19 protein-coding genes are annotated in these 17,151 nt (G+C 33.5%); 8 read left to right on the forward strand and 11 right to left on the reverse strand.

Features of this window, described 5'->3' with window-relative positions:
- Window positions 1-16 precede the first annotated feature (16 nt).
- The 6 genes from tlp to acnA form a co-directional block, all read right to left on the reverse strand.
- Window positions 17-259 (reverse strand): small acid-soluble spore protein Tlp, encoded by a 243-nt coding sequence (tlp, locus tag LC076_RS00690; RefSeq protein WP_226665377.1) that lies wholly within the window; start codon window positions 257-259, stop codon window positions 17-19.
- Window positions 260-379: 120 nt separating this feature from the next.
- Window positions 380-523, reverse strand: coding sequence for an acid-soluble spore protein N (locus LC076_RS00695; protein ID WP_226665380.1), 144 nt, complete (start codon window positions 521-523; stop codon window positions 380-382).
- A gap of 62 nt (window positions 524-585) precedes the next feature.
- Complete coding sequence (locus LC076_RS00700; protein ID WP_226666144.1) at window positions 586-717, reverse strand: FbpB family small basic protein; 132 nt, start codon at window positions 715-717, stop codon at window positions 586-588.
- Between the two features lie 210 nt (window positions 718-927).
- Window positions 928-1,437 (reverse strand): redoxin domain-containing protein, encoded by a 510-nt coding sequence (locus LC076_RS00705; protein ID WP_226665383.1) that lies wholly within the window; start codon window positions 1,435-1,437, stop codon window positions 928-930.
- A 17-nt stretch (window positions 1,438-1,454) separates the two neighbouring features.
- Window positions 1,455-1,865, reverse strand: coding sequence for a hypothetical protein (locus LC076_RS00710; protein ID WP_226665385.1), 411 nt, complete (start codon window positions 1,863-1,865; stop codon window positions 1,455-1,457).
- 501 nt (window positions 1,866-2,366) lie between these two features.
- Entirely contained in the window at window positions 2,367-5,093 is a 2,727-nt protein-coding gene (gene acnA / locus LC076_RS00715) for an aconitate hydratase AcnA (protein ID WP_226665387.1), read from the reverse strand.
- A 427-nt stretch (window positions 5,094-5,520) separates the two neighbouring features.
- Between acnA and sspO the strand changes: the two genes are divergently transcribed.
- A complete protein-coding gene (gene sspO, locus LC076_RS00720; protein ID WP_226665389.1) occupies window positions 5,521-5,670 on the forward strand; it encodes a small acid-soluble spore protein O in 150 nt (49 codons plus the stop codon).
- Window positions 5,671-5,717: 47 nt separating this feature from the next.
- Here the strand turns inward: sspO and LC076_RS00725 are convergent, their stop codons facing one another.
- Window positions 5,718-5,981 carry a hypothetical protein gene (locus tag LC076_RS00725; protein WP_226665391.1) on the reverse strand — a complete coding sequence of 88 codons (264 nt, stop codon included), beginning with the start codon at window positions 5,979-5,981 and terminating at the stop codon, window positions 5,718-5,720.
- Between the two features lie 136 nt (window positions 5,982-6,117).
- Here LC076_RS00725 and LC076_RS00730 point away from each other — a divergent pair, with 136 nt between their 5' ends.
- Together LC076_RS00730 and LC076_RS00735 are read left to right on the forward strand one after the other, a co-directional pair.
- Window positions 6,118-6,264 carry a small acid-soluble spore protein P gene (locus LC076_RS00730; RefSeq protein WP_226665393.1) on the forward strand — a complete coding sequence of 49 codons (147 nt, stop codon included), beginning with the start codon at window positions 6,118-6,120 and terminating at the stop codon, window positions 6,262-6,264.
- An 837-nt stretch (window positions 6,265-7,101) separates the two neighbouring features.
- Entirely contained in the window at window positions 7,102-7,494 is a 393-nt protein-coding gene (locus LC076_RS00735; RefSeq protein ID WP_226665394.1) for an Hsp20/alpha crystallin family protein, read from the forward strand.
- A gap of 100 nt (window positions 7,495-7,594) precedes the next feature.
- On the opposite strand, the gene LC076_RS00740 is transcribed toward LC076_RS00735, so the two are convergent.
- The 4 genes from LC076_RS00740 to glnA form a co-directional block, all read right to left on the reverse strand.
- A complete protein-coding gene (locus LC076_RS00740; RefSeq protein ID WP_226665396.1) occupies window positions 7,595-7,732 on the reverse strand; it encodes a hypothetical protein in 138 nt (45 codons plus the stop codon).
- 48 nt (window positions 7,733-7,780) lie between these two features.
- Window positions 7,781-7,999 carry a hypothetical protein gene (locus LC076_RS00745; RefSeq protein WP_226665398.1) on the reverse strand — a complete coding sequence of 73 codons (219 nt, stop codon included), beginning with the start codon at window positions 7,997-7,999 and terminating at the stop codon, window positions 7,781-7,783.
- Window positions 8,000-8,099: 100 nt separating this feature from the next.
- Window positions 8,100-9,518, reverse strand: a complete 1,419-nt coding sequence (locus tag LC076_RS00750; RefSeq protein WP_226665400.1) for a PAS domain S-box protein — start codon at window positions 9,516-9,518, stop codon at window positions 8,100-8,102.
- Window positions 9,519-10,155: 637 nt separating this feature from the next.
- On the reverse strand, window positions 10,156-11,520 hold the full coding sequence (gene glnA, locus LC076_RS00755; RefSeq protein WP_226665402.1) for a type I glutamate--ammonia ligase: 1,365 nt from the start codon (window positions 11,518-11,520) through the stop codon (window positions 10,156-10,158).
- Window positions 11,521-11,834: 314 nt separating this feature from the next.
- Here glnA and LC076_RS00760 point away from each other — a divergent pair, with 314 nt between their 5' ends.
- The 5 genes from LC076_RS00760 (at window position 11,835) to LC076_RS00780 (ending at window position 17,145) form a co-directional block, all read left to right on the forward strand.
- The gene (locus LC076_RS00760; RefSeq protein WP_226665404.1) at window positions 11,835-12,683 is read left to right on the forward strand and encodes a VOC family protein; all 849 of its coding nucleotides are present in this window, start codon (window positions 11,835-11,837) and stop codon (window positions 12,681-12,683) included.
- 74 nt (window positions 12,684-12,757) lie between these two features.
- Entirely contained in the window at window positions 12,758-13,477 is a 720-nt protein-coding gene (locus LC076_RS00765) for a 3-ketoacyl-ACP reductase (RefSeq protein WP_226665406.1), read from the forward strand.
- 611 nt (window positions 13,478-14,088) lie between these two features.
- Window positions 14,089-14,868, forward strand: coding sequence for an NUDIX hydrolase (locus tag LC076_RS00770; protein ID WP_226665408.1), 780 nt, complete (start codon window positions 14,089-14,091; stop codon window positions 14,866-14,868).
- A gap of 65 nt (window positions 14,869-14,933) precedes the next feature.
- The gene (locus LC076_RS00775) at window positions 14,934-15,482 is read left to right on the forward strand and encodes a cysteine hydrolase family protein (protein ID WP_226665411.1); all 549 of its coding nucleotides are present in this window, start codon (window positions 14,934-14,936) and stop codon (window positions 15,480-15,482) included.
- Window positions 15,483-15,663: 181 nt separating this feature from the next.
- The gene (locus LC076_RS00780; RefSeq protein ID WP_226665412.1) at window positions 15,664-17,145 is read left to right on the forward strand and encodes a nicotinate phosphoribosyltransferase; all 1,482 of its coding nucleotides are present in this window, start codon (window positions 15,664-15,666) and stop codon (window positions 17,143-17,145) included.
- The last annotated feature ends 6 nt before the right edge of the window (window positions 17,146-17,151 follow it).

Genomic DNA, 17,151 nt, shown 5'->3' on the forward strand with positions numbered 1-17,151 from the left:
GGTTTATGAGCATTTATTAATCATTACGAAAGCCGTTTTCACGAGCTTGTGCTTCGTCTTTAATTTCGTTTCTCATCGCATTGATGCTTTCCTCACGACGATGATTTTTTGCTTCAATTCTTTCACGTTCCTCAGGATTAGCGAACTGAAGAGAATCTTGAGCTTCTTCAATGTTTTCAATTGTATTTTGCACCATACTTTGTAACTTTTCTACATTATCTGAACGATCATCTGGATTTGGTTTTGTATGTTTTGGCATAATAGTCTTCCTTCCATTTTAAAATAAAGTAAGTCAAAGATGCATAAGCACTTTTCAACAACATTAGTCTGCTTAAACTCGCTAATTTTTACTCAACATTTTTCAAAATTGAAAGAAAGATTATTCACCTTTTGTTTGGATAACTTGTGCGTGTTTCCCTGATGTATCTTGCATTTTCTTTCCTTTGTTGTTACCAAAGCCTCTTGGTTTCATTCCAACATGTGATGGATTAAAATGAGATTGTTTGTCAGTTTGATTCGTCAATATAATCGCCTCCTCACAGTTAGAATGCCCATAAGAAGCAAATCAATGATTAGCAATCACTGTTAATCTAATTTCTTAAGCATTCTTTGTTCCCATCTTACCTCTATCCTCTCTAATGCTTCTTGATCTTTTAACAGTTGCTGTTTATTCTCAAGTACTAATTCTTCAAATGTTTTTTTCTTATTTTTTCTCATCACTACAGATGACACCTCCAATTAGTTATTAAAAGGATACCCAATTTTCAGAAATCTTAAAACATTTTTATTAAATAATTTATTTTCTTGAAATGTAGATGATTTTAGATATTTAAATTCAGTACCTTATTGTTGAACAGGTTTTTAATTGTATCTTGTAGCAAGACTAATAAGCCAATTAGCTTTTAACTAATTGGCTTAACAGTGTTATCATAAATCACTTATGAACTTTTTCATTTGGTCGTAAGATAATGCACCAACAAATTTTGTTTTGATGATTCCATCTTCATCAATAAAATAAGAAGTCGGATATGATAATACTTCATATTCATTATTCACTTTCCCCTTCTCATCTAAAAAAATTGGAAAAGTTAAATTTAGGTCATTTACGAAGTTTTCTACAGTATCTACACTACTTTCAGAGCTTGTGAGGTTAACTGCAGCAATGATTACCTCTCCGTTATATTCATCATAAATCTTTTGCATATCAGGCATTTCTGAGCGGCATGGAGGACACCATGTAGCCCAAAAATTAACTAAAACCTTTTTCCCCTTTAAATCAGTAAGATTCATTTTATCCCCCGCGAGTGTGGTTAATTCAAAATTGGGTGCAGCATTGCCTTCTATGACCCCAACTTTTGCATTAGTTGGTATCACAGTATTATAAATCGCATACCCGATTAAAAAAACAAGTATTGAAATAGCTAATATTTTTTTCATAACAAAACAGAAACCTCCTAGAAAATCGAGAGAACAAGAATTTTTATTAATTGATATAAGATGGAAAAACAAATGACAGTTTGTCCAAACACAATGAAAACTGTTTTGAAAGTAACTTGACTTCGTTTACCTCGCCAAATTATGTAAATAATAGAAAATAAAAACCCTAAAAAAATGCCTTTTTCCCCACCTGAAAGAAAGAGCCAACTATTCGTTAACAATAACTTAGGTCTAAAAAGAACTATACTAAATTTATAAGTGATAAACAAAATGAACACAATTGTCCAATAATGTTGTTGGAAAAACTGTTTTACTTGTGAATCTTTTAAAAAAGCTTCAAGGATGAAATATGTGAGTAAGAATGACAAAACAGCAATAATTAAAAAATATTGGATTGTGAGAGGTCCTAATTGTATTGCATCATACATGAGGTTATCTCCTTAATACTATCTTAACTATTAAATCATGGAATAAATAAACTAACAATGACAATTATATGACAAACAGTGGTTTGAGTATAGAATAAAGATCTTATTTATTGGTTCTGTTAAACTTTGTTGTTGATTTCCGTTACAGGCATTCGCTTTCCGCGGGCGGTCCGGGAGCCTCCTCGGCGCAAACGCCTGTGGGGTCTCCCTTTGACACGCTTCTCCCGCAGGAGTCTCATGCCTTTCACTCCAATCAACAAAGTGTTAAAAATCAAATTAAGCTTTAACATAGTCTATTTATTAATAAAGAGGGGAATCAAAAGAAGCTCATAAACAACCCTGCTAAGACCTCTCTTCAATGCACTGGAATTTTTTAGAGGGGAACATATTAAAGCTTACATACAAAACAAACAAAGAAATTAACTCAAACATTCGCGTGTAGCTTAAACCCTATGCAAAAAAGGAACGGCATGATCGCCGTTCCCTTTTAAGATTATATAATTAAGCTTTTAATTTATCACGTAATACCATTTGAAGAATTCCACCATGACGGTAGTAATCAATTTCAACTTCACTGTCGAAACGAACTAGAACTTCAAATTCTTTTTTGTTTCCAGCTTCATCAGTTGCTGTCACTTTAACAAAATCACGTGGTTTTACTGATTCATCAATTTCAACTTCAATTGTTTCTTTACCAGTTAGACCTAATACTTCAGCGTTTTCTCCATCTTTAAATTGAAGTGGAAGAACACCCATTAACACTAGGTTACTACGGTGAATACGCTCAAAGCTTTCAGCAATGACAGTTTTAATTCCTAAAAGATTCGTTCCTTTAGCTGCCCAGTCACGAGAACTTCCCATACCGTAATCTTTACCAGCTAAAACAACAAGTCCTGTACCATCTTGTTTATAATCCATACATGCATCATAAATAGATTTTACTTCACCAGTTGGCCAGTAAGTTGTGTATCCACCTTCTGTACCTGGTGCAATTTGGTTTTTGATACGGATATTTGCAAATGTACCTCTCATCATTACTTCATGGTTACCACGACGAGAACCGTAAGAGTTAAATTCTCTAGGTGTAACACCATTTTCTTGTAAGTAACGACCAGCAGGAGTATCCTTACCAATTGAACCTGCAGGAGAAATATGGTCAGTTGTAACAGAATCTCCAAACTTAGCAACGATACGAAGTTCTTTAAGTGTTTCAACAGTGCCTGCTTCAGCCTCTAATCCCTCAAAGAATGGAGGATTTTGAATATATGTTGAAGAATCGTCCCAAACATATAATGCTTCATCAGTTGTTTCAATTGCGTTCCAACGTTCGTTGTCATCAAATACTTGCTCATATTCTTTTCTGAATAGCTCTGGTGTAACTGTTTTGTTAACAACTTCATTAATTTCATCAGTTCCAGGCCAGATATCTTTGAAGAATACGTCATTGCCATCTTTATCTTTACCTAAAGAATCTTTTTGTAAATCAACATCAACAGTACCAGCAAGTGCATATGCCACAACAAGTGGTGGTGAAGCTAAGTAGTTACCTTTTACTAGTGGGTGAATACGACCTTCAAAGTTACGGTTACCTGATAACACAGATGTTACTAATAAATCGTTAGCTGCCACAGCTTCTTCGATTTCATCTAAAAGTGGGCCAGAGTTACCAATACAAGTCGTACAACCATAACCAACTAGATTAAATCCAAGCTTCTCTAAATGTGGAAGAAGTCCAGAATTTTCTAAATAACCTGTTACAACTTTAGATCCAGGAGCTAAAGAAGTTTTTACGTATTTAGGAACTTCAAGTCCTAGCTCAGTAGCTTTTTTCGCAACAAGTCCAGCAGCTACTAGAACATATGGATTTGATGTATTCGTACAACTAGTGATCGCTGCAATCGCAATCGCACCAGTTTTCATATTTGTTTCATCACCATTTTTAAACTTAACAGTAATTTCTTTGTTGATCTCAGTTGGCTCTAAACCGAAACCTTGGTTTCCAGCAGGCGCAACTAAATGATCATGGAATGTATCCTTCATCATTGAAAGAGGAATTAAATCTTGTGGACGTTTAGGACCAGAAAGATTTGCTTCAATTTCAGAAAGGTCAATTTCAACAACCTTTGTGAAAATTGGGTCTTCATTTTCAGGAGTGAAGAATAAACCATTTGCTTTACAATAGTCACCAACAATTTGAATCTGCTCTTCTTCACGACCAGTTAAGCGCATATAATTTAATGCTTCTTCATCAACTGGGAAGAAACCACATGTAGCACCATATTCAGGAGCCATGTTTGCAATTGTTGCACGATCTGCAAGTGGAAGTTGTGCTACTCCAGGCCCAAAGAACTCAACGAATTTACCTACAACACCTTGTTGACGTAAAACTTGAGTTACTTTTAATGCTAAATCAGTAGCAGTTGTTCCATTTGGAAGTTCTCCTGTTAATTTAACTCCAATTACTTCAGGAACTGGGAAATAAGATGGTTGTCCTAACATTCCAGCTTCTGCTTCGATACCACCAACACCCCATCCAAGAACACCAATACCATTGATCATCGTTGTATGAGAATCAGTACCAACTAGAGAATCAGGGAATGCTTCAAATTCACCATTCTCATTTTCAACAGCGTGAACAACATTTGCTAAATACTCTAAGTTAACTTGGTGAACGATACCAGTTGCAGGTGGCACTGCACGATAGTTATCAAGAGATTTTCTAGCCCAGCTTAGGAATTTATAACGTTCTGCATTACGTTCAAATTCAAGGTCCATATTAAATTGAAGTGAATCAGCAGTTCCAGCTTTGTCAACCTGTACAGAGTGGTCAATTACTAGGTCAACTGGAATTTCTGGATTGATTTTATCAGGATCTCCACCCATGTCAGCCATAGCTTTTCTTAATGATGCTAAGTCAACAACAGCTGGAACTCCTGTGAAATCTTGTAGGATAACACGTGATGGTTTGAAAGGAACATCAATTTCCTTTTGCTCACTTGTACCCCATTTTGCTAAATTTTCTACATGTTCTTTTGTAATAACTCTTCCGTCTACTTGACGAAGAACAGATTCTAAAAGAACCTTAACTGAATATGGTAAACGAGAAACATTACCAATTCCAGCATCTTCTAACGCTTGTAAAGAGTAGTAATTGTACGTCTTTCCATTAATCGTAAAGCTTTTACGTGCTTGGAAAGCATCTTTGTTCGTAGTCACTTGATTAGTCATTAAATTTTCCCCCTTAATAAGATCAAGAAATCGACTCTTGTCGAAGGGTGGTACCCCATTTTTGATAGTTCTCTCAAGTTCAATAGTAATACAACTAGTAACATAAGTAAATAACAATGATGTTATTGATATGTATAAGTTATTCTTATGAAAGCGTACTAGTTTTACTTTTTTACTATACCAAATTTTGAACTATTTAGCATTTATTTTTTTGTTTTGTTAGACTTTTTAATTTTAGCTTCCAGCCATCTATTTCTGAGTATACTTTCAAGGGGCTTTTTGTGAACTTAGGTTATCCTTCGCAACAGATCTTAAGTAAGCCACTACTGTTTTGCTTCAATCTTTTAGATGGATCATTCTTTATCGATTGTTTTGCATTCAATCTTAAATTTGAGACAAACTATATTCATGGGGGTGAGTTGTAATTATGGCGAAACGTAAAGCTAACCACGTAAGAATGGGTATGAATGACGCTGGTGCTCAAGGTGTAGGTGCTGGTTATAATGAAGAATTACAAAATGAACCTTTAAGTGCTGCTCAAAAACAAAATAATAAAAAACGTAAGAAAAATCAATAATGATTTCTTTCGAACAACAAAAAACGACGGATTTCCCGTCGTTTTTCTTATTCGCCAGAACCGTTTACATCTTGAACAATTTGTTGAAGATCTCGTTGATATTGTTCAAGTCTTTCCCTTTGGGTTTCAGTAGCTGTTTCAAGAGCATTATTTATTTGCTGATATGCTTCATTTACTTCACTTGTTAAATGTTTTAACTGATGACCATAGTCAGCACTGTCCTTTACAATTGCCTCATATAAATCAAATGCTTCAGTTGCTCCTTGTTGCGCAGCTTGAAATGCTTGTTGTTTATTTTTATTGTACGGCATAAGTGCTTCACATTCCTCTCAAGAAAAAGTATCAAACCATATGATAGGATGTGTAAAATCCACAAAAATATTCTATTTTTTTAAGCATGTTTTTAGAAATTTAACTCATGATATACATATAGAGGAGGGATAGATGATGACAGAAAAAAACACAGGAAAAGATATTCGAAAAAATGCACCTAAAGGGAACAATCCTGGTCAACCAGAACCACTAAGTGGTTCGAAAAAAGTTAAAAATGCAAACCACACTCGCCAAAAAAATAATCAAGGTCATGATATGTAAAGGTTACCCAAGATCACTGAAAACTTTAATTTTATTAAAATTTAAGAACAACTCATGAATTAAGGCGACAGGCATTCAGTTTTTAGAATGTAATGTCGTCTTTTTTAGATATAACGGCGTATGATCTCCTTATAATTTCTACTAGCTTCTCTTTCCTTTTTATAATGGCTGGTTTCGTAAACTCTGTTGCTTTAACAACTCCAAGTAAACAGCACTATATAAAGCATAGTGGCATCTTTTCTTCATAGGATAGTACCTATTATGCCATATCAACGATGTTTCCACGGCATAATTAGGTCAATTAGCAACAAGCTTTCAGAAAAGAGCCTTTATAATCAAGGAGAAGATTTCCTTCGTGCATAGTAACTTCAAGACATTTACTCCGAGAAATTGATACACCCTTTCTTAAGTTCAACAACGACTATTTTAATGAAAAAATATTTTCCTATGATCGATCAATTTTATCTCTTTCAAAGAATTTTTCATTGCTTCTCTAAAAAGTTCTTTTTTTTACAATAGGGTGTTTTCGCAATCTTTGTTGCTTATAAATACCCGAAGAAATCATCAATGCATTAAGCGTAGTTGCATCTTCTTTTCATTAAATAGTAGCCTTTATGCGAAAATACACTGTTTCTCCTACATATTTTGGTTACATATCAACAAGCTTTCAGAAAAGATCCTTATATTAAGACCCTCACATTCTAAATTTAGATCCACTCAAACACCAATTTGCTCTTTTAGGGACAACACCCTTTCACAATTATCAATCAATTGAATATTTTAACAGATAAGGGAGTGCGTATAACTTTTTGAAATTTTTAGATGGAGGTCATCATAATGAATATAAGAAAATGTTCGAATCCGATGAATATTAATGGAATCGAAGAATGGATGACTCAATTTTTCATCGACCCATTTACAAATTTACTGGATGAACATACATTTAGAATCGATTTGTTTGAGACAAGTGAGGATTTTATTATAGAGGCGGAGCTTGGAGTTGAAATAAAAAAAGATACCATTGCTGTAACCGTTAACAAAGAAGAAATCACAATTAGCATCCCAGCTCCGCAACAAGAGGATGACAAAGTAACAAGAAAAATCATTCTACCTATTACAATAGAAGATAAAAAAATCGTTGCGACATTTATAAATGGTATTTTGGAAATAAACATCTCAAAAAGTCTTTTTTCTGAGCAGCAAAATAAAATCGTAACCATACAAAATTAATAATCAGTTTTTCTTTTTTTCTACAAATTACTACATGTACTTTCCTTCAAACTCACCAAACTCTTAAGAAAACAAAATGACAGCAATTTTCGCTGTCATTTCAATCTTCCACAAAATATTTTGTTTTTTGATCTTGAACAGTAATCCATATATGCTTTAGCTCCAAATGACCACATTGTTTACAAGGTACATTTTCATTTGAAATTAACATACATTTAGAGCAGTAATATTTATCCATGTTATTACCCCTTTTCTAAACAGTCTATGCTAAGAAAAGGGGATTGTTTCATGAATCAATAAGATGGTCATAGCTATTATGATAAATTTTATCTAAAGTATCAATTTGATAAATGAAAAATTCATGATCTGAATATTCATCTAACCGGTTCTTTAGCTTATATTCATCACGAGCATTTTTAGCTAATTCGATTGAGGTGAAGATCCCTAACACATTTGAACTTTCTCCACAATCTGAACAACCAAGATCTAATACAACATAATACATTTATAAACACCCTCTAACTAAAAACATTATTGAAGCAACTATACCATTACTAAATAATGACTTTCTACTTAGATGCTCGTGATAATGAATAAGAAATTGATCAATGTGGTAGTAAAATGGTTACAGTTGTCCCTATGCCAACAGTTGAATCAATTTCGATCCTTCCTTTATGATTCTCAACAATTTTATAACTAGTCATTAAACCAAAGCCAGTTCCTTTTTCTGTTGTAGAATAAAAAGGTTCAGCGATTCTTAATAAACGATCTTTCGGAATTCCTCGACCATTGTCAATAAAATCAATTCTTAACGAATGACTTGAAGATGTTATTTTAATGATCACAAAGCCCTTCTCTTCAATTGCATCTAGCCCATTTTGAATAATATTAAAAAACACTTGTTTTAATGCATTTGGATCACCATATATATCTGGGATATCCTCATTGATCACACATTTAATTTCCTTATTGATTAATATCGCTTGTGTTTGTAGCAATTGAACAACTTGCTTCATTAGTTCATTAATCATTATTGGTTCTCGCTTCTCTTCATGAGGTCGAGATAAAGTTAAAAATTCAGAAATGATTTCTTCGACTCGATCAATTTCTGATAAAGCAATCTCCATAAAATCTTCGTTACATTCTTTTGTTGAATAAAAAAGCTGCATAAATCCTTTGACTGATGTTAGAGGATTTCGTATTTCATGTGCTACTGCAGCAGCTAATTGACCGACTACAGCAAGTTTCTCTGATTTTCTTAATAAAATATCTTGTTCCACTCGTCCACGAATATCTCTTGTAATTGATATAAATCCAGTAACCATACCAGTTTGCTCGTCAATAACTGATTTGACATTGGTTTCTAATGGTATGTACGTGCCATCCTTTTTTCTACCGCGATAAGTAATCAACAAAGGATCTCGTTGATCCAATAACAGCACATGCTTGTCTTTTACTAATTGGAGATCATCTGGGTGAATATAATCACTAGGTTTGTCTCCTAATAATTCAGATGCCTCATATCCTAAAATTTGCTTAACCGACGGCGAGTTATAAATAAACCGCCCATCCTTAAAATGTAGATTAATAATGTCCGAGGAATTTTCAGCTAATAAACGATATTTCTGTTCATTTTTAGTAAGAACCCGTTCAAGATTTTTCTCCTCTGTTATATCTAAAACTTGTGCTAAGAAGTACTTTTTATCAGAATAAGGATCATCAATTAAAGTCACATTTAACGATCCCCATATAATATCTCCATTTTTATGAAAATAACGTTTTTCAAGTTGGTAAGAAACTCGAAATCCTAAAAGAATATCCCTGAATAATTGTAAATCTAATTCATAATCTTCTGGATGAGAAATTTCTTGTACAGATAAATTCTGCCACTCTTCTTTCGTATATCCAATAAATTGATAAAATGCATCATTGACAATATTATCACTGAAATCATGCTGAAATATCATTTGCGGTATTCGTGATTGTAAAAAGACTTTTTCTAATATAGACGATTCTAATATCATATTGCATCCGACCTTCACTTGCTAATAATGTAATAAACTACCACTACCACTACTATAGCAAGTTTTTATTGTAATAACCATGAATTTTCTAGTTGAAATGAGATGTATAATTCATATCCTATACAAGCAGATGTAATAAATAACTGGTTTACACGTTTGGAACACAATAAAATAAAAAAGTCGATGTCTCTAAATGCATTGAGAGAAAATCGACTTTCCATTATTTTTTTTATAATAAAATTTCTATAGATACTTGGAGCGAAAACTATTTAAAAATGTATGGAGCTTAATATATAAGTTGACTACTATATCCCCCCACTTCGTTATTAAAACGTGTGAATCGTGATTTTATCATTGTGTATTCTACCAAATTTCGAAAGTTTTTGTTGCACCTTCACTTGTAAAATCCATATTTCATAGTTTAACGAAACATTAGTTCCTATTCTTAGGTATCTCCATAAATATGATCACATGTATCAACTTTTTCTACAAAACTACTTTTCTATTAGTTAACATAATATTATTATTGTTAAAACTATCTAACTTTTTCAGTTTTAGAATCACTTTCTAAGCATTTGAAATTCTGCAAACAAAAAAACAGGTGATATTTCCACCTGTTTTTTGTAAATATATTTTATTAGAATTTAGATTGGTAGTTATCTAGTTCCCAAGAATGTACAGCTGTACGATAGCTATCCCACTCAGCTTTTTTAGCTAATACATATTCATTGAATACGTGGTCACCTAGAGTTTTACGACCAATTTCTCCATTTTGCAGCTCAGCAACTGCAGCTTCAAGGCTTCCTGGAAGATTTTCAATACCTAGTTCTTCACGACGCTCTTGTGTCATGTGGAAAATGTCTTCGTTAATAGAAGCTGATACTGATAATTCTTTTTCAATACCATCAAGACCAGCTGATGCAATAACTGCAAATGTTAAGTATGGGTTTGCAGATGGATCTGGACAACGAAGTTCAACACGAGTCGCCATTCCTTTTTTAGCTGGAATACGAATTAATGCAGAACGGTTTGATGCAGACCATGCAATATAGCAAGGTGCTTCATATCCAGGAACTAAACGTTTATAAGAATTTACTAGTGGATTTGTAATCGCAGCAAAACTTTTAACGTTTTCTACTAATCCAGCAATAAATTGATATGCTTCTGTTGATAATTGCAGTTCATCAGATTCATCATAAAATGCATTTTCGCCATCTTTGAAGAATGACATGTTTACGTGCATTCCAGAACCATTAATACCGAAAACAGGTTTTGGCATGAAAGTTGCGTTTAAACCGAATTTTTGTGCTATCGTTTTAACAACCCATTTGTAAGTTGTGGACATATCTGCAGCACCTAGTGCGTCAGCATATTTAAAATTAATTTCATGTTGTCCTTCAGCAACTTCATGGTGAGATGCTTCAATTGTAAAGCCCATTGCTTTTAAAGCTCTATAAATTTCTAGACGCACACGCTCTCCAAGGTCTTTTGGTGATGGTTCGAAGTATCCACCAAAATCGCCTAGTTCAGAGGTTGGATTTCCATTTTCATCTGCTTTAAACAAGAAGAATTCTAGTTCTGGTCCTACAGAGATCGAATATCCTTTATCTGCAGCACGCTTAACTGTCTTTTTTAACACATTACGTGTATCACCTTCAAAAAGTGTTCCATCAGGATTAGCTGCTGAACATAAGAAACGCGCTTCTGAATATCCTTCTTCAACTGTCCAAGGTAATACTGCAAATGTTGTATAATCAGGGATTAAGTATAAATCTGATTTGTTAATTGGTGAGAAACCTTTTACAGAAGAACCGTCAAACATTTGTTTTCCTGCTACTACATCATCAAATTGATCTACAGTTACAGTAACACTTTTTAAAATGCCTTCTATGTCTACGAATTGTAGATGAATAAGCTCAACATTTTTCGAGCTAATGATTTCTTTAATTTGTGCAAGAGTTTCTGTATCATTTTTTCCTTTTGAAATAACCGCTTCAGCCATGTTAGATAACCTCTCATTTCAATGTCGTTTTTTATAACATGAGTTTATTATATTTAAAGATTGTAAATTTGACAAGTCTTTTTCTATTAAATTTTCTGTATTTTTATAATATTTAACTAGAAAGCGTTTTCATGCAATCTTTAGCATTTATAAGGGAATAAATGGATTTGATTTTAAAAAGAATAACATATTAATTAATAAATGTGTATTTTTATACATTTTTTTATTTCTAAGTACTTTACCTTGGCCATTATAACCACTATTGGATATACTAACTTACAAAAAGTAAGTAGAGATTTTAAGGAGTGATTACTATGCTATTCCACGGTTCGAACACGACAAATATAAACCATATCCATCTTAAAGTTAGTCAGTTATCAAGATCTATTAGATTTTATACTGAAAAACTCGGGTTTAATGTTCTCCACCAAACTGAACAAATAGCTCACCTTTCAACTAATGGTAAAGACATATTAATTACACTTGAAGAAATTAAAAACACTAGCCCTCTTTCACAACAAAAAACAGGGTTGTATCATATCGCTCTATTATTTCCAACTCGATCAGAACTTGCAAATTGCTTATACTACCTCCTTAAAACAAAATACCCACTTCAAGGTGCTTCAAACCATCTTGTAAGTGAAGCGATTTACTTAGCAGATCCTGATGGCCACGGAATCGAACTTTATGTTGATCGACCAGTGGACACTTGGACAAAGAAAAACAACTCAATTGAAATGGCAACTTACCCACTGGATGTCCAGGATTTACTAGCTCAAAAAAATGATGATCCCTTTATTAAGTTATCACCAGGAACAATTATTGGACATATTCATCTCCAAGTAGCAAATATTGCTGATTCAGAAAGATTTTATCAACTTCTTGGTTTTCAGGTTGTCAATCGATATGGTCAACAAGCTATATTTATGTCTACAGGAGGTTACCATCATCATATAGGCTTAAATACTTGGCACTCAGAAGGCGCTTCAACATCAAAACACGATGAAATTGGTTTAAAGTCTTTTACAATAAAATATCCTAATGAAGAAACAAGAAAAGCTATAGTTGATCATCTTAAGAAACAACAAATTAAAATACAATATCAAGATGATGTTTTTACTGTCAAAGATCCCTCTGATAATTTAATTCTTTTATCGCTCTAAGCAGAATTTTTGACTATCATTTCAACCATAGTAAGATAGTAATCAGATCTTACATATTGAAAGGAGCCAAAATTATGGCACAATCATTAGAAGGCAAAGTCGCTCTTGTTACTGGGGCTGGAAAAGGCATAGGACGTGCTATTGCAATTGCACTAGCAAAAGAAGGTGTTTCTGTTGGCATGTTAGCTCGTACTGAAAGGGATTTAATTGAAGTTACAAAAGAAATTGAAGCGTTCGGTGCAACATCAGCTTATGCCACTGCAGATGTATCATCCATTGATGAAGTAAATGCTGCTGTTGAAAAAATAACAAACTCAATTGGAAAAACTGACATTTTAATTAATAATGCTGGTATTGGAAAATTCGGAAAATTTCTTGATCTTGATCCAAAAGAATGGAAAGAGATTATCGATGTTAATTTAATGGGTGTTTATTATGTAACACGTGCTGTTTTACCTCAATTGATTGAAAAAAATGGCGGAGACATCATAAATGTTTCCTCTACTGCTGGTCAAAAAGGCGCACCAGTTACAAGTGCTTATAGCGCTTCAAAGTTTGGTGTTCTCGGATTAACAGAATCATTAGCACTTGAAGTTCGCAAACATAATATTCGTGTAACTGCACTTACACCAAGTACTGTAGCAACTGAATTAGCATATAAAGAAAACTTAACAGACGGAAACCCAGAAAAAGTAATGCAACCAGAAGATTTAGCTGAAATTATGATTTCACAATTAAAACTGCATCCTCGTATCTTTATTAAATCAGCAGGAATGTGGTCAACAAATCCTTAAAAGAAATTTGAGGTTGGGACATAAGTATTTAAGCTAATGATAAACCCGAAGTATTAGGAGATATGTCAATCAAACATTCGCCTAATACTTCGGGTTTTTATTTGCCGTCTTCAATATTTTTTTGATTTTGCATACTATTTTTAAGAACAAGTGGAATGGAGCGGAAGACAATCGACTCCTACGGGAATTGAGGAAAGGCTGAGACTCCACAGGCGCTTGCGTCGAGGAGGCTCTGCTTCCTCCCCGCGGAACGCGAGTGTCTGCAGCGCAATGGAACGAACTTGTTTCTTTCAGCTTAACTGAATTTAGATTTATTCGTCTTTTTCTATGACTTCTCTACTTATGTTAGTATGTTTTTCATTTTGTTAAAATGGACATATACATAAAAGCCACTACTCAGAAATAAGCACAAGTTTTAAAACGTGTTTTTAATAAATCTTATAATAATCCATTATTAATCTTTCATCTTCAACCCCATTTCTAAAAATAACTTCTCCAACTTTTTGCCTATTTTAACTAAACAATGTAGACATTGTAAGAAATTTACCATATAATACAATTAACAATTAACAACTTGTTAATTAAAAGACATATTGTAGGAGCATAAACTGATGTCAAATATAGAAGCATTGAACCAATACGAAAAAAATAAGTTTCGTACACCAGATGGATATACCTCTGACATTGCCGTTTTTACGATTCTTTCTTCAAGGGTTGGTGAATTCAAGCCCCCTCTTATGAAGTTGATGGTTATGTTAATTAAAAGATCACAGGTAAATGCTGAGGGCCAACTAAATATTGAAGCTGGCAAATGGGCATTACCAGGTGGTTTTGTTCAACCAGATGAAACAGCACTAGAAGCAGCTAAACGAGAGTTAGAAGAAGAAACTGGTGTAGCAAGCATTCACATTAAACATTATGGCATGTACGACAAACCAGGAAGAGACCCACGAGGATGGATCCTATCGAACGCTCACTACGCGATTGTACCTGAGCATATGCTTTCACAACGCAAAGCAAATGATGATGCAGTTGATGTAAGATTATTTTCTGTTGATGAAGTATTACAGCTTAACTTAGCATTTGATCATGAAGAAATTATTAAAGATGCAATTTCCATCATTAAACATGATCTTCTGCAAACACCGATTGCAAAAAACTTTTTACAAGCCCATTTTACGTACTCTGAGCTTCAAGCGGTTTTGAAGACTGTTACAAATGATTCAGCAATCACGAGTGATCAAGCTTTTTCAAGGAAAATTAAAAGTCTACCTTTTATAGAAGAAGTATCTGGACAAAAAACTCAAAGAACGTCCAAAACACCAACACAGCTTTATCGTTTTGTTGAAGAAATAAATGTAGCAAGACCCATCTATACAGCTAGATATTAAACTAAAAATAAGCATACTTGTTTACAAATTGAGACTTTTATTTTTATTATTAGGAGGTATAAACAATGAAAAAAGCCTTAATTAATATTGATTATACGAATGATTTTGTTGCAGACAATGGTGCACTAACTTGCGGTGAGCCAGGTCAAAAGATTGAATTAGAAATTGTGAATGTAACAAAACAATTTATTGAAAACAATGATTTTGTTGTTTTTGCCATTGATATTCACAACTTGAATGATGAATTCCATCCTGAAACAGCACTCTACCCTCCACATAATCTAAGTGGAACGGCCGGAAGAAATCTATATGGTCTGCTACAAGCTACTTATAATAAGCATAAAGATCAAAAGAATGTTTATTGGTTGGATAAAACACGATATAGTGCTTTTGCTGGCACTGATTTAGACATAAAACTAAAAGAACGTGAAATAACTGAGCTTCATCTAGTTGGGGTTTGTACAGATATTTGTATTTTACACACAGCTGTTGATGCATATAACAAAGGCTATAAAATTGTCATCCACGAAAAAGCTGTTGCTAGTTTTAATCAACAAGGACATCAATGGGCATTACAGCATTTTACAGGCTCTTTAAATGCTAAAGTCCTTTAAGAAAGACGTTTTCGTAAATTTTATAACAACATAAACTTGTTACTTGTTACTTGTTGGCACGATATGTAGTTTATGATAAAGATATAATAAATATCTTTTAGGAAAAATTAAATCATTGCCCCTCTCTTTCACAATTATCATTTATGTGAAAAATTGAACTTACTGTGGAGGAAATATAAACATGAAAACACATAATACAGATGACAGTTTAGCATTACACACTGATCTTTATCAAATAAATATGGCAGAATCTTATTGGGAAGACGGAATTCATAATCGAAAAGCAGTTTTCGAAGTGTATTTCCGAAAGCTTCCATTTGGTAATGGTTATGGCATATTTGCAGGACTTGAAAGAATTATTGAATATCTTGAGAATTTCACATTTACTGATTCAGATATAAATTATTTACGAGAGAATTTAGGTTATCAAGATGATTTTCTAAGTTATTTACAACAAATCCGCTTTACTGGTCATGTTTTCTCTGTGCAAGAAGGCGAAATGGTCTTTGGTAATGAACCTATTATTCGGGTAGAGGCACCATTAGTCGAAGCGCAGCTCATAGAAACAGCTCTTTTAAATATTGTGAATTATCAAACCCTAATTGCCACTAAAGCTGCTCGAATTAAACAAGTAGTTGGCGAAGATGTTGTAATGGAATTTGGAACAAGACGTGCACATGAACTTGATGCTGCTATTTGGGGTACAAGAGCTGCATTTATTGGTGGATTTAATGCAACATCAAATGTTAGAGCCGGAAAAATATTTGGTATTCCGGTATCAGGTACACATGCTCACTCATTTGTTCAGGCATACAAAGATGAATACATCGCCTTTCATAAATATGCACGTCGACATAAAGACTGTGTTTTCCTAGTAGACACCTATAATACATTAAAATCAGGTGTACCTAATGCAATTAAAGTAGCAAAAGAACTTGGTGATCAAATTAACTTCAAAGGTATTCGTCTTGATAGTGGTGATTTAGCTTACCTCTCTAAGGAAGCAAGAAAAATGCTCGATCAAGCAGGGTTTCATCATACAAAAATTATTGCATCTAATGATCTTGATGAAGCAACAATTATTAACTTAAAATCACAAGGCGCTAAAATTGATATATGGGGAATAGGCACAAAGCTTATCACTGCTTTTGATCAACCTGCTTTAGGTGCTGTTTATAAACTTGCTTCTATTGAAGATGAAAATGGTGAAATGATCGATACAATTAAAATTAGTGGTAATCCAGAAAAAGTTTCAACACCAGGATTAAAAAAGGTTTATCGCATAATCAATAAATTAAATGGAAAGTCAGAAGGTGATTATATCACTCTTCATAATGAACAACCAGAGCATGAGGAAAAACTAAAAATGTTCCACCCTATTCACACATTTGTGAGTAAATTTGTTACAAATTTTGAGGCAAAAAATCTCCACCATCAAATTTTTGATGAAGGAAAGCTTGTCTACGACATGCCTACATTAGAGAGTATGCAAAAGTACACAGCAGAAAATCTTGATCTACTTTGGGATGAGTATAAACGTGCTCTTCATCCTGAAGAATATCCTGTAGATTTAAGTCAAGCATGTTGGGAAAACAAGATGAACAATATTAGTGAAGTAAACGCTAAAGTTTCTGAAATGGTTAGTAACAGAACTGAACAATAAAGACTA

It is taken from the genome of Metabacillus litoralis (genome assembly GCF_020524045.1).
GTDB classification, from domain to species: domain Bacteria; phylum Bacillota; class Bacilli; order Bacillales; family Bacillaceae; genus Metabacillus; species Metabacillus litoralis_C.

What these genes read in the sequence shown, in the direction of transcription:
- LC076_RS00775 (WP_226665411.1), top strand. Translation starts at nt 14,934, where the DNA reads ATGAAAAAAGCCTTAATTAATATTGATTATACGAATGATTTTGTTGCA.
- LC076_RS00725 (WP_226665391.1), bottom strand. Translation starts at nt 5,981, where the DNA reads ATGCCGTACAATAAAAATAAACAACAAGCATTTCAAGCTGCGCAACAA.
- LC076_RS00750 (WP_226665400.1), bottom strand. Translation starts at nt 9,518, where the DNA reads ATGATATTAGAATCGTCTATATTAGAAAAAGTCTTTTTACAATCACGA.
- LC076_RS00770 (WP_226665408.1), top strand. Translation starts at nt 14,089, where the DNA reads ATGTCAAATATAGAAGCATTGAACCAATACGAAAAAAATAAGTTTCGT.
- LC076_RS00765 (WP_226665406.1), top strand. Translation starts at nt 12,758, where the DNA reads ATGGCACAATCATTAGAAGGCAAAGTCGCTCTTGTTACTGGGGCTGGA.
- sspO (WP_226665389.1), top strand. Translation starts at nt 5,521, where the DNA reads ATGGCGAAACGTAAAGCTAACCACGTAAGAATGGGTATGAATGACGCT.
- acnA (WP_226665387.1), bottom strand. Translation starts at nt 5,093, where the DNA reads ATGACTAATCAAGTGACTACGAACAAAGATGCTTTCCAAGCACGTAAA.
- LC076_RS00740 (WP_226665396.1), bottom strand. Translation starts at nt 7,732, where the DNA reads ATGGATAAATATTACTGCTCTAAATGTATGTTAATTTCAAATGAAAAT.
- LC076_RS00760 (WP_226665404.1), top strand. Translation starts at nt 11,835, where the DNA reads ATGCTATTCCACGGTTCGAACACGACAAATATAAACCATATCCATCTT.
- LC076_RS00705 (WP_226665383.1), bottom strand. Translation starts at nt 1,437, where the DNA reads ATGAAAAAAATATTAGCTATTTCAATACTTGTTTTTTTAATCGGGTAT.
- tlp (WP_226665377.1), bottom strand. Translation starts at nt 259, where the DNA reads ATGCCAAAACATACAAAACCAAATCCAGATGATCGTTCAGATAATGTA.
- LC076_RS00700 (WP_226666144.1), bottom strand. Translation starts at nt 717, where the DNA reads ATGAGAAAAAATAAGAAAAAAACATTTGAAGAATTAGTACTTGAGAAT.
- LC076_RS00730 (WP_226665393.1), top strand. Translation starts at nt 6,118, where the DNA reads ATGACAGAAAAAAACACAGGAAAAGATATTCGAAAAAATGCACCTAAA.
- LC076_RS00710 (WP_226665385.1), bottom strand. Translation starts at nt 1,865, where the DNA reads ATGTATGATGCAATACAATTAGGACCTCTCACAATCCAATATTTTTTA.
- LC076_RS00735 (WP_226665394.1), top strand. Translation starts at nt 7,102, where the DNA reads ATGAATATAAGAAAATGTTCGAATCCGATGAATATTAATGGAATCGAA.
- LC076_RS00745 (WP_226665398.1), bottom strand. Translation starts at nt 7,999, where the DNA reads ATGTATTATGTTGTATTAGATCTTGGTTGTTCAGATTGTGGAGAAAGT.
- glnA (WP_226665402.1), bottom strand. Translation starts at nt 11,520, where the DNA reads ATGGCTGAAGCGGTTATTTCAAAAGGAAAAAATGATACAGAAACTCTT.
- LC076_RS00780 (WP_226665412.1), top strand. Translation starts at nt 15,664, where the DNA reads ATGAAAACACATAATACAGATGACAGTTTAGCATTACACACTGATCTT.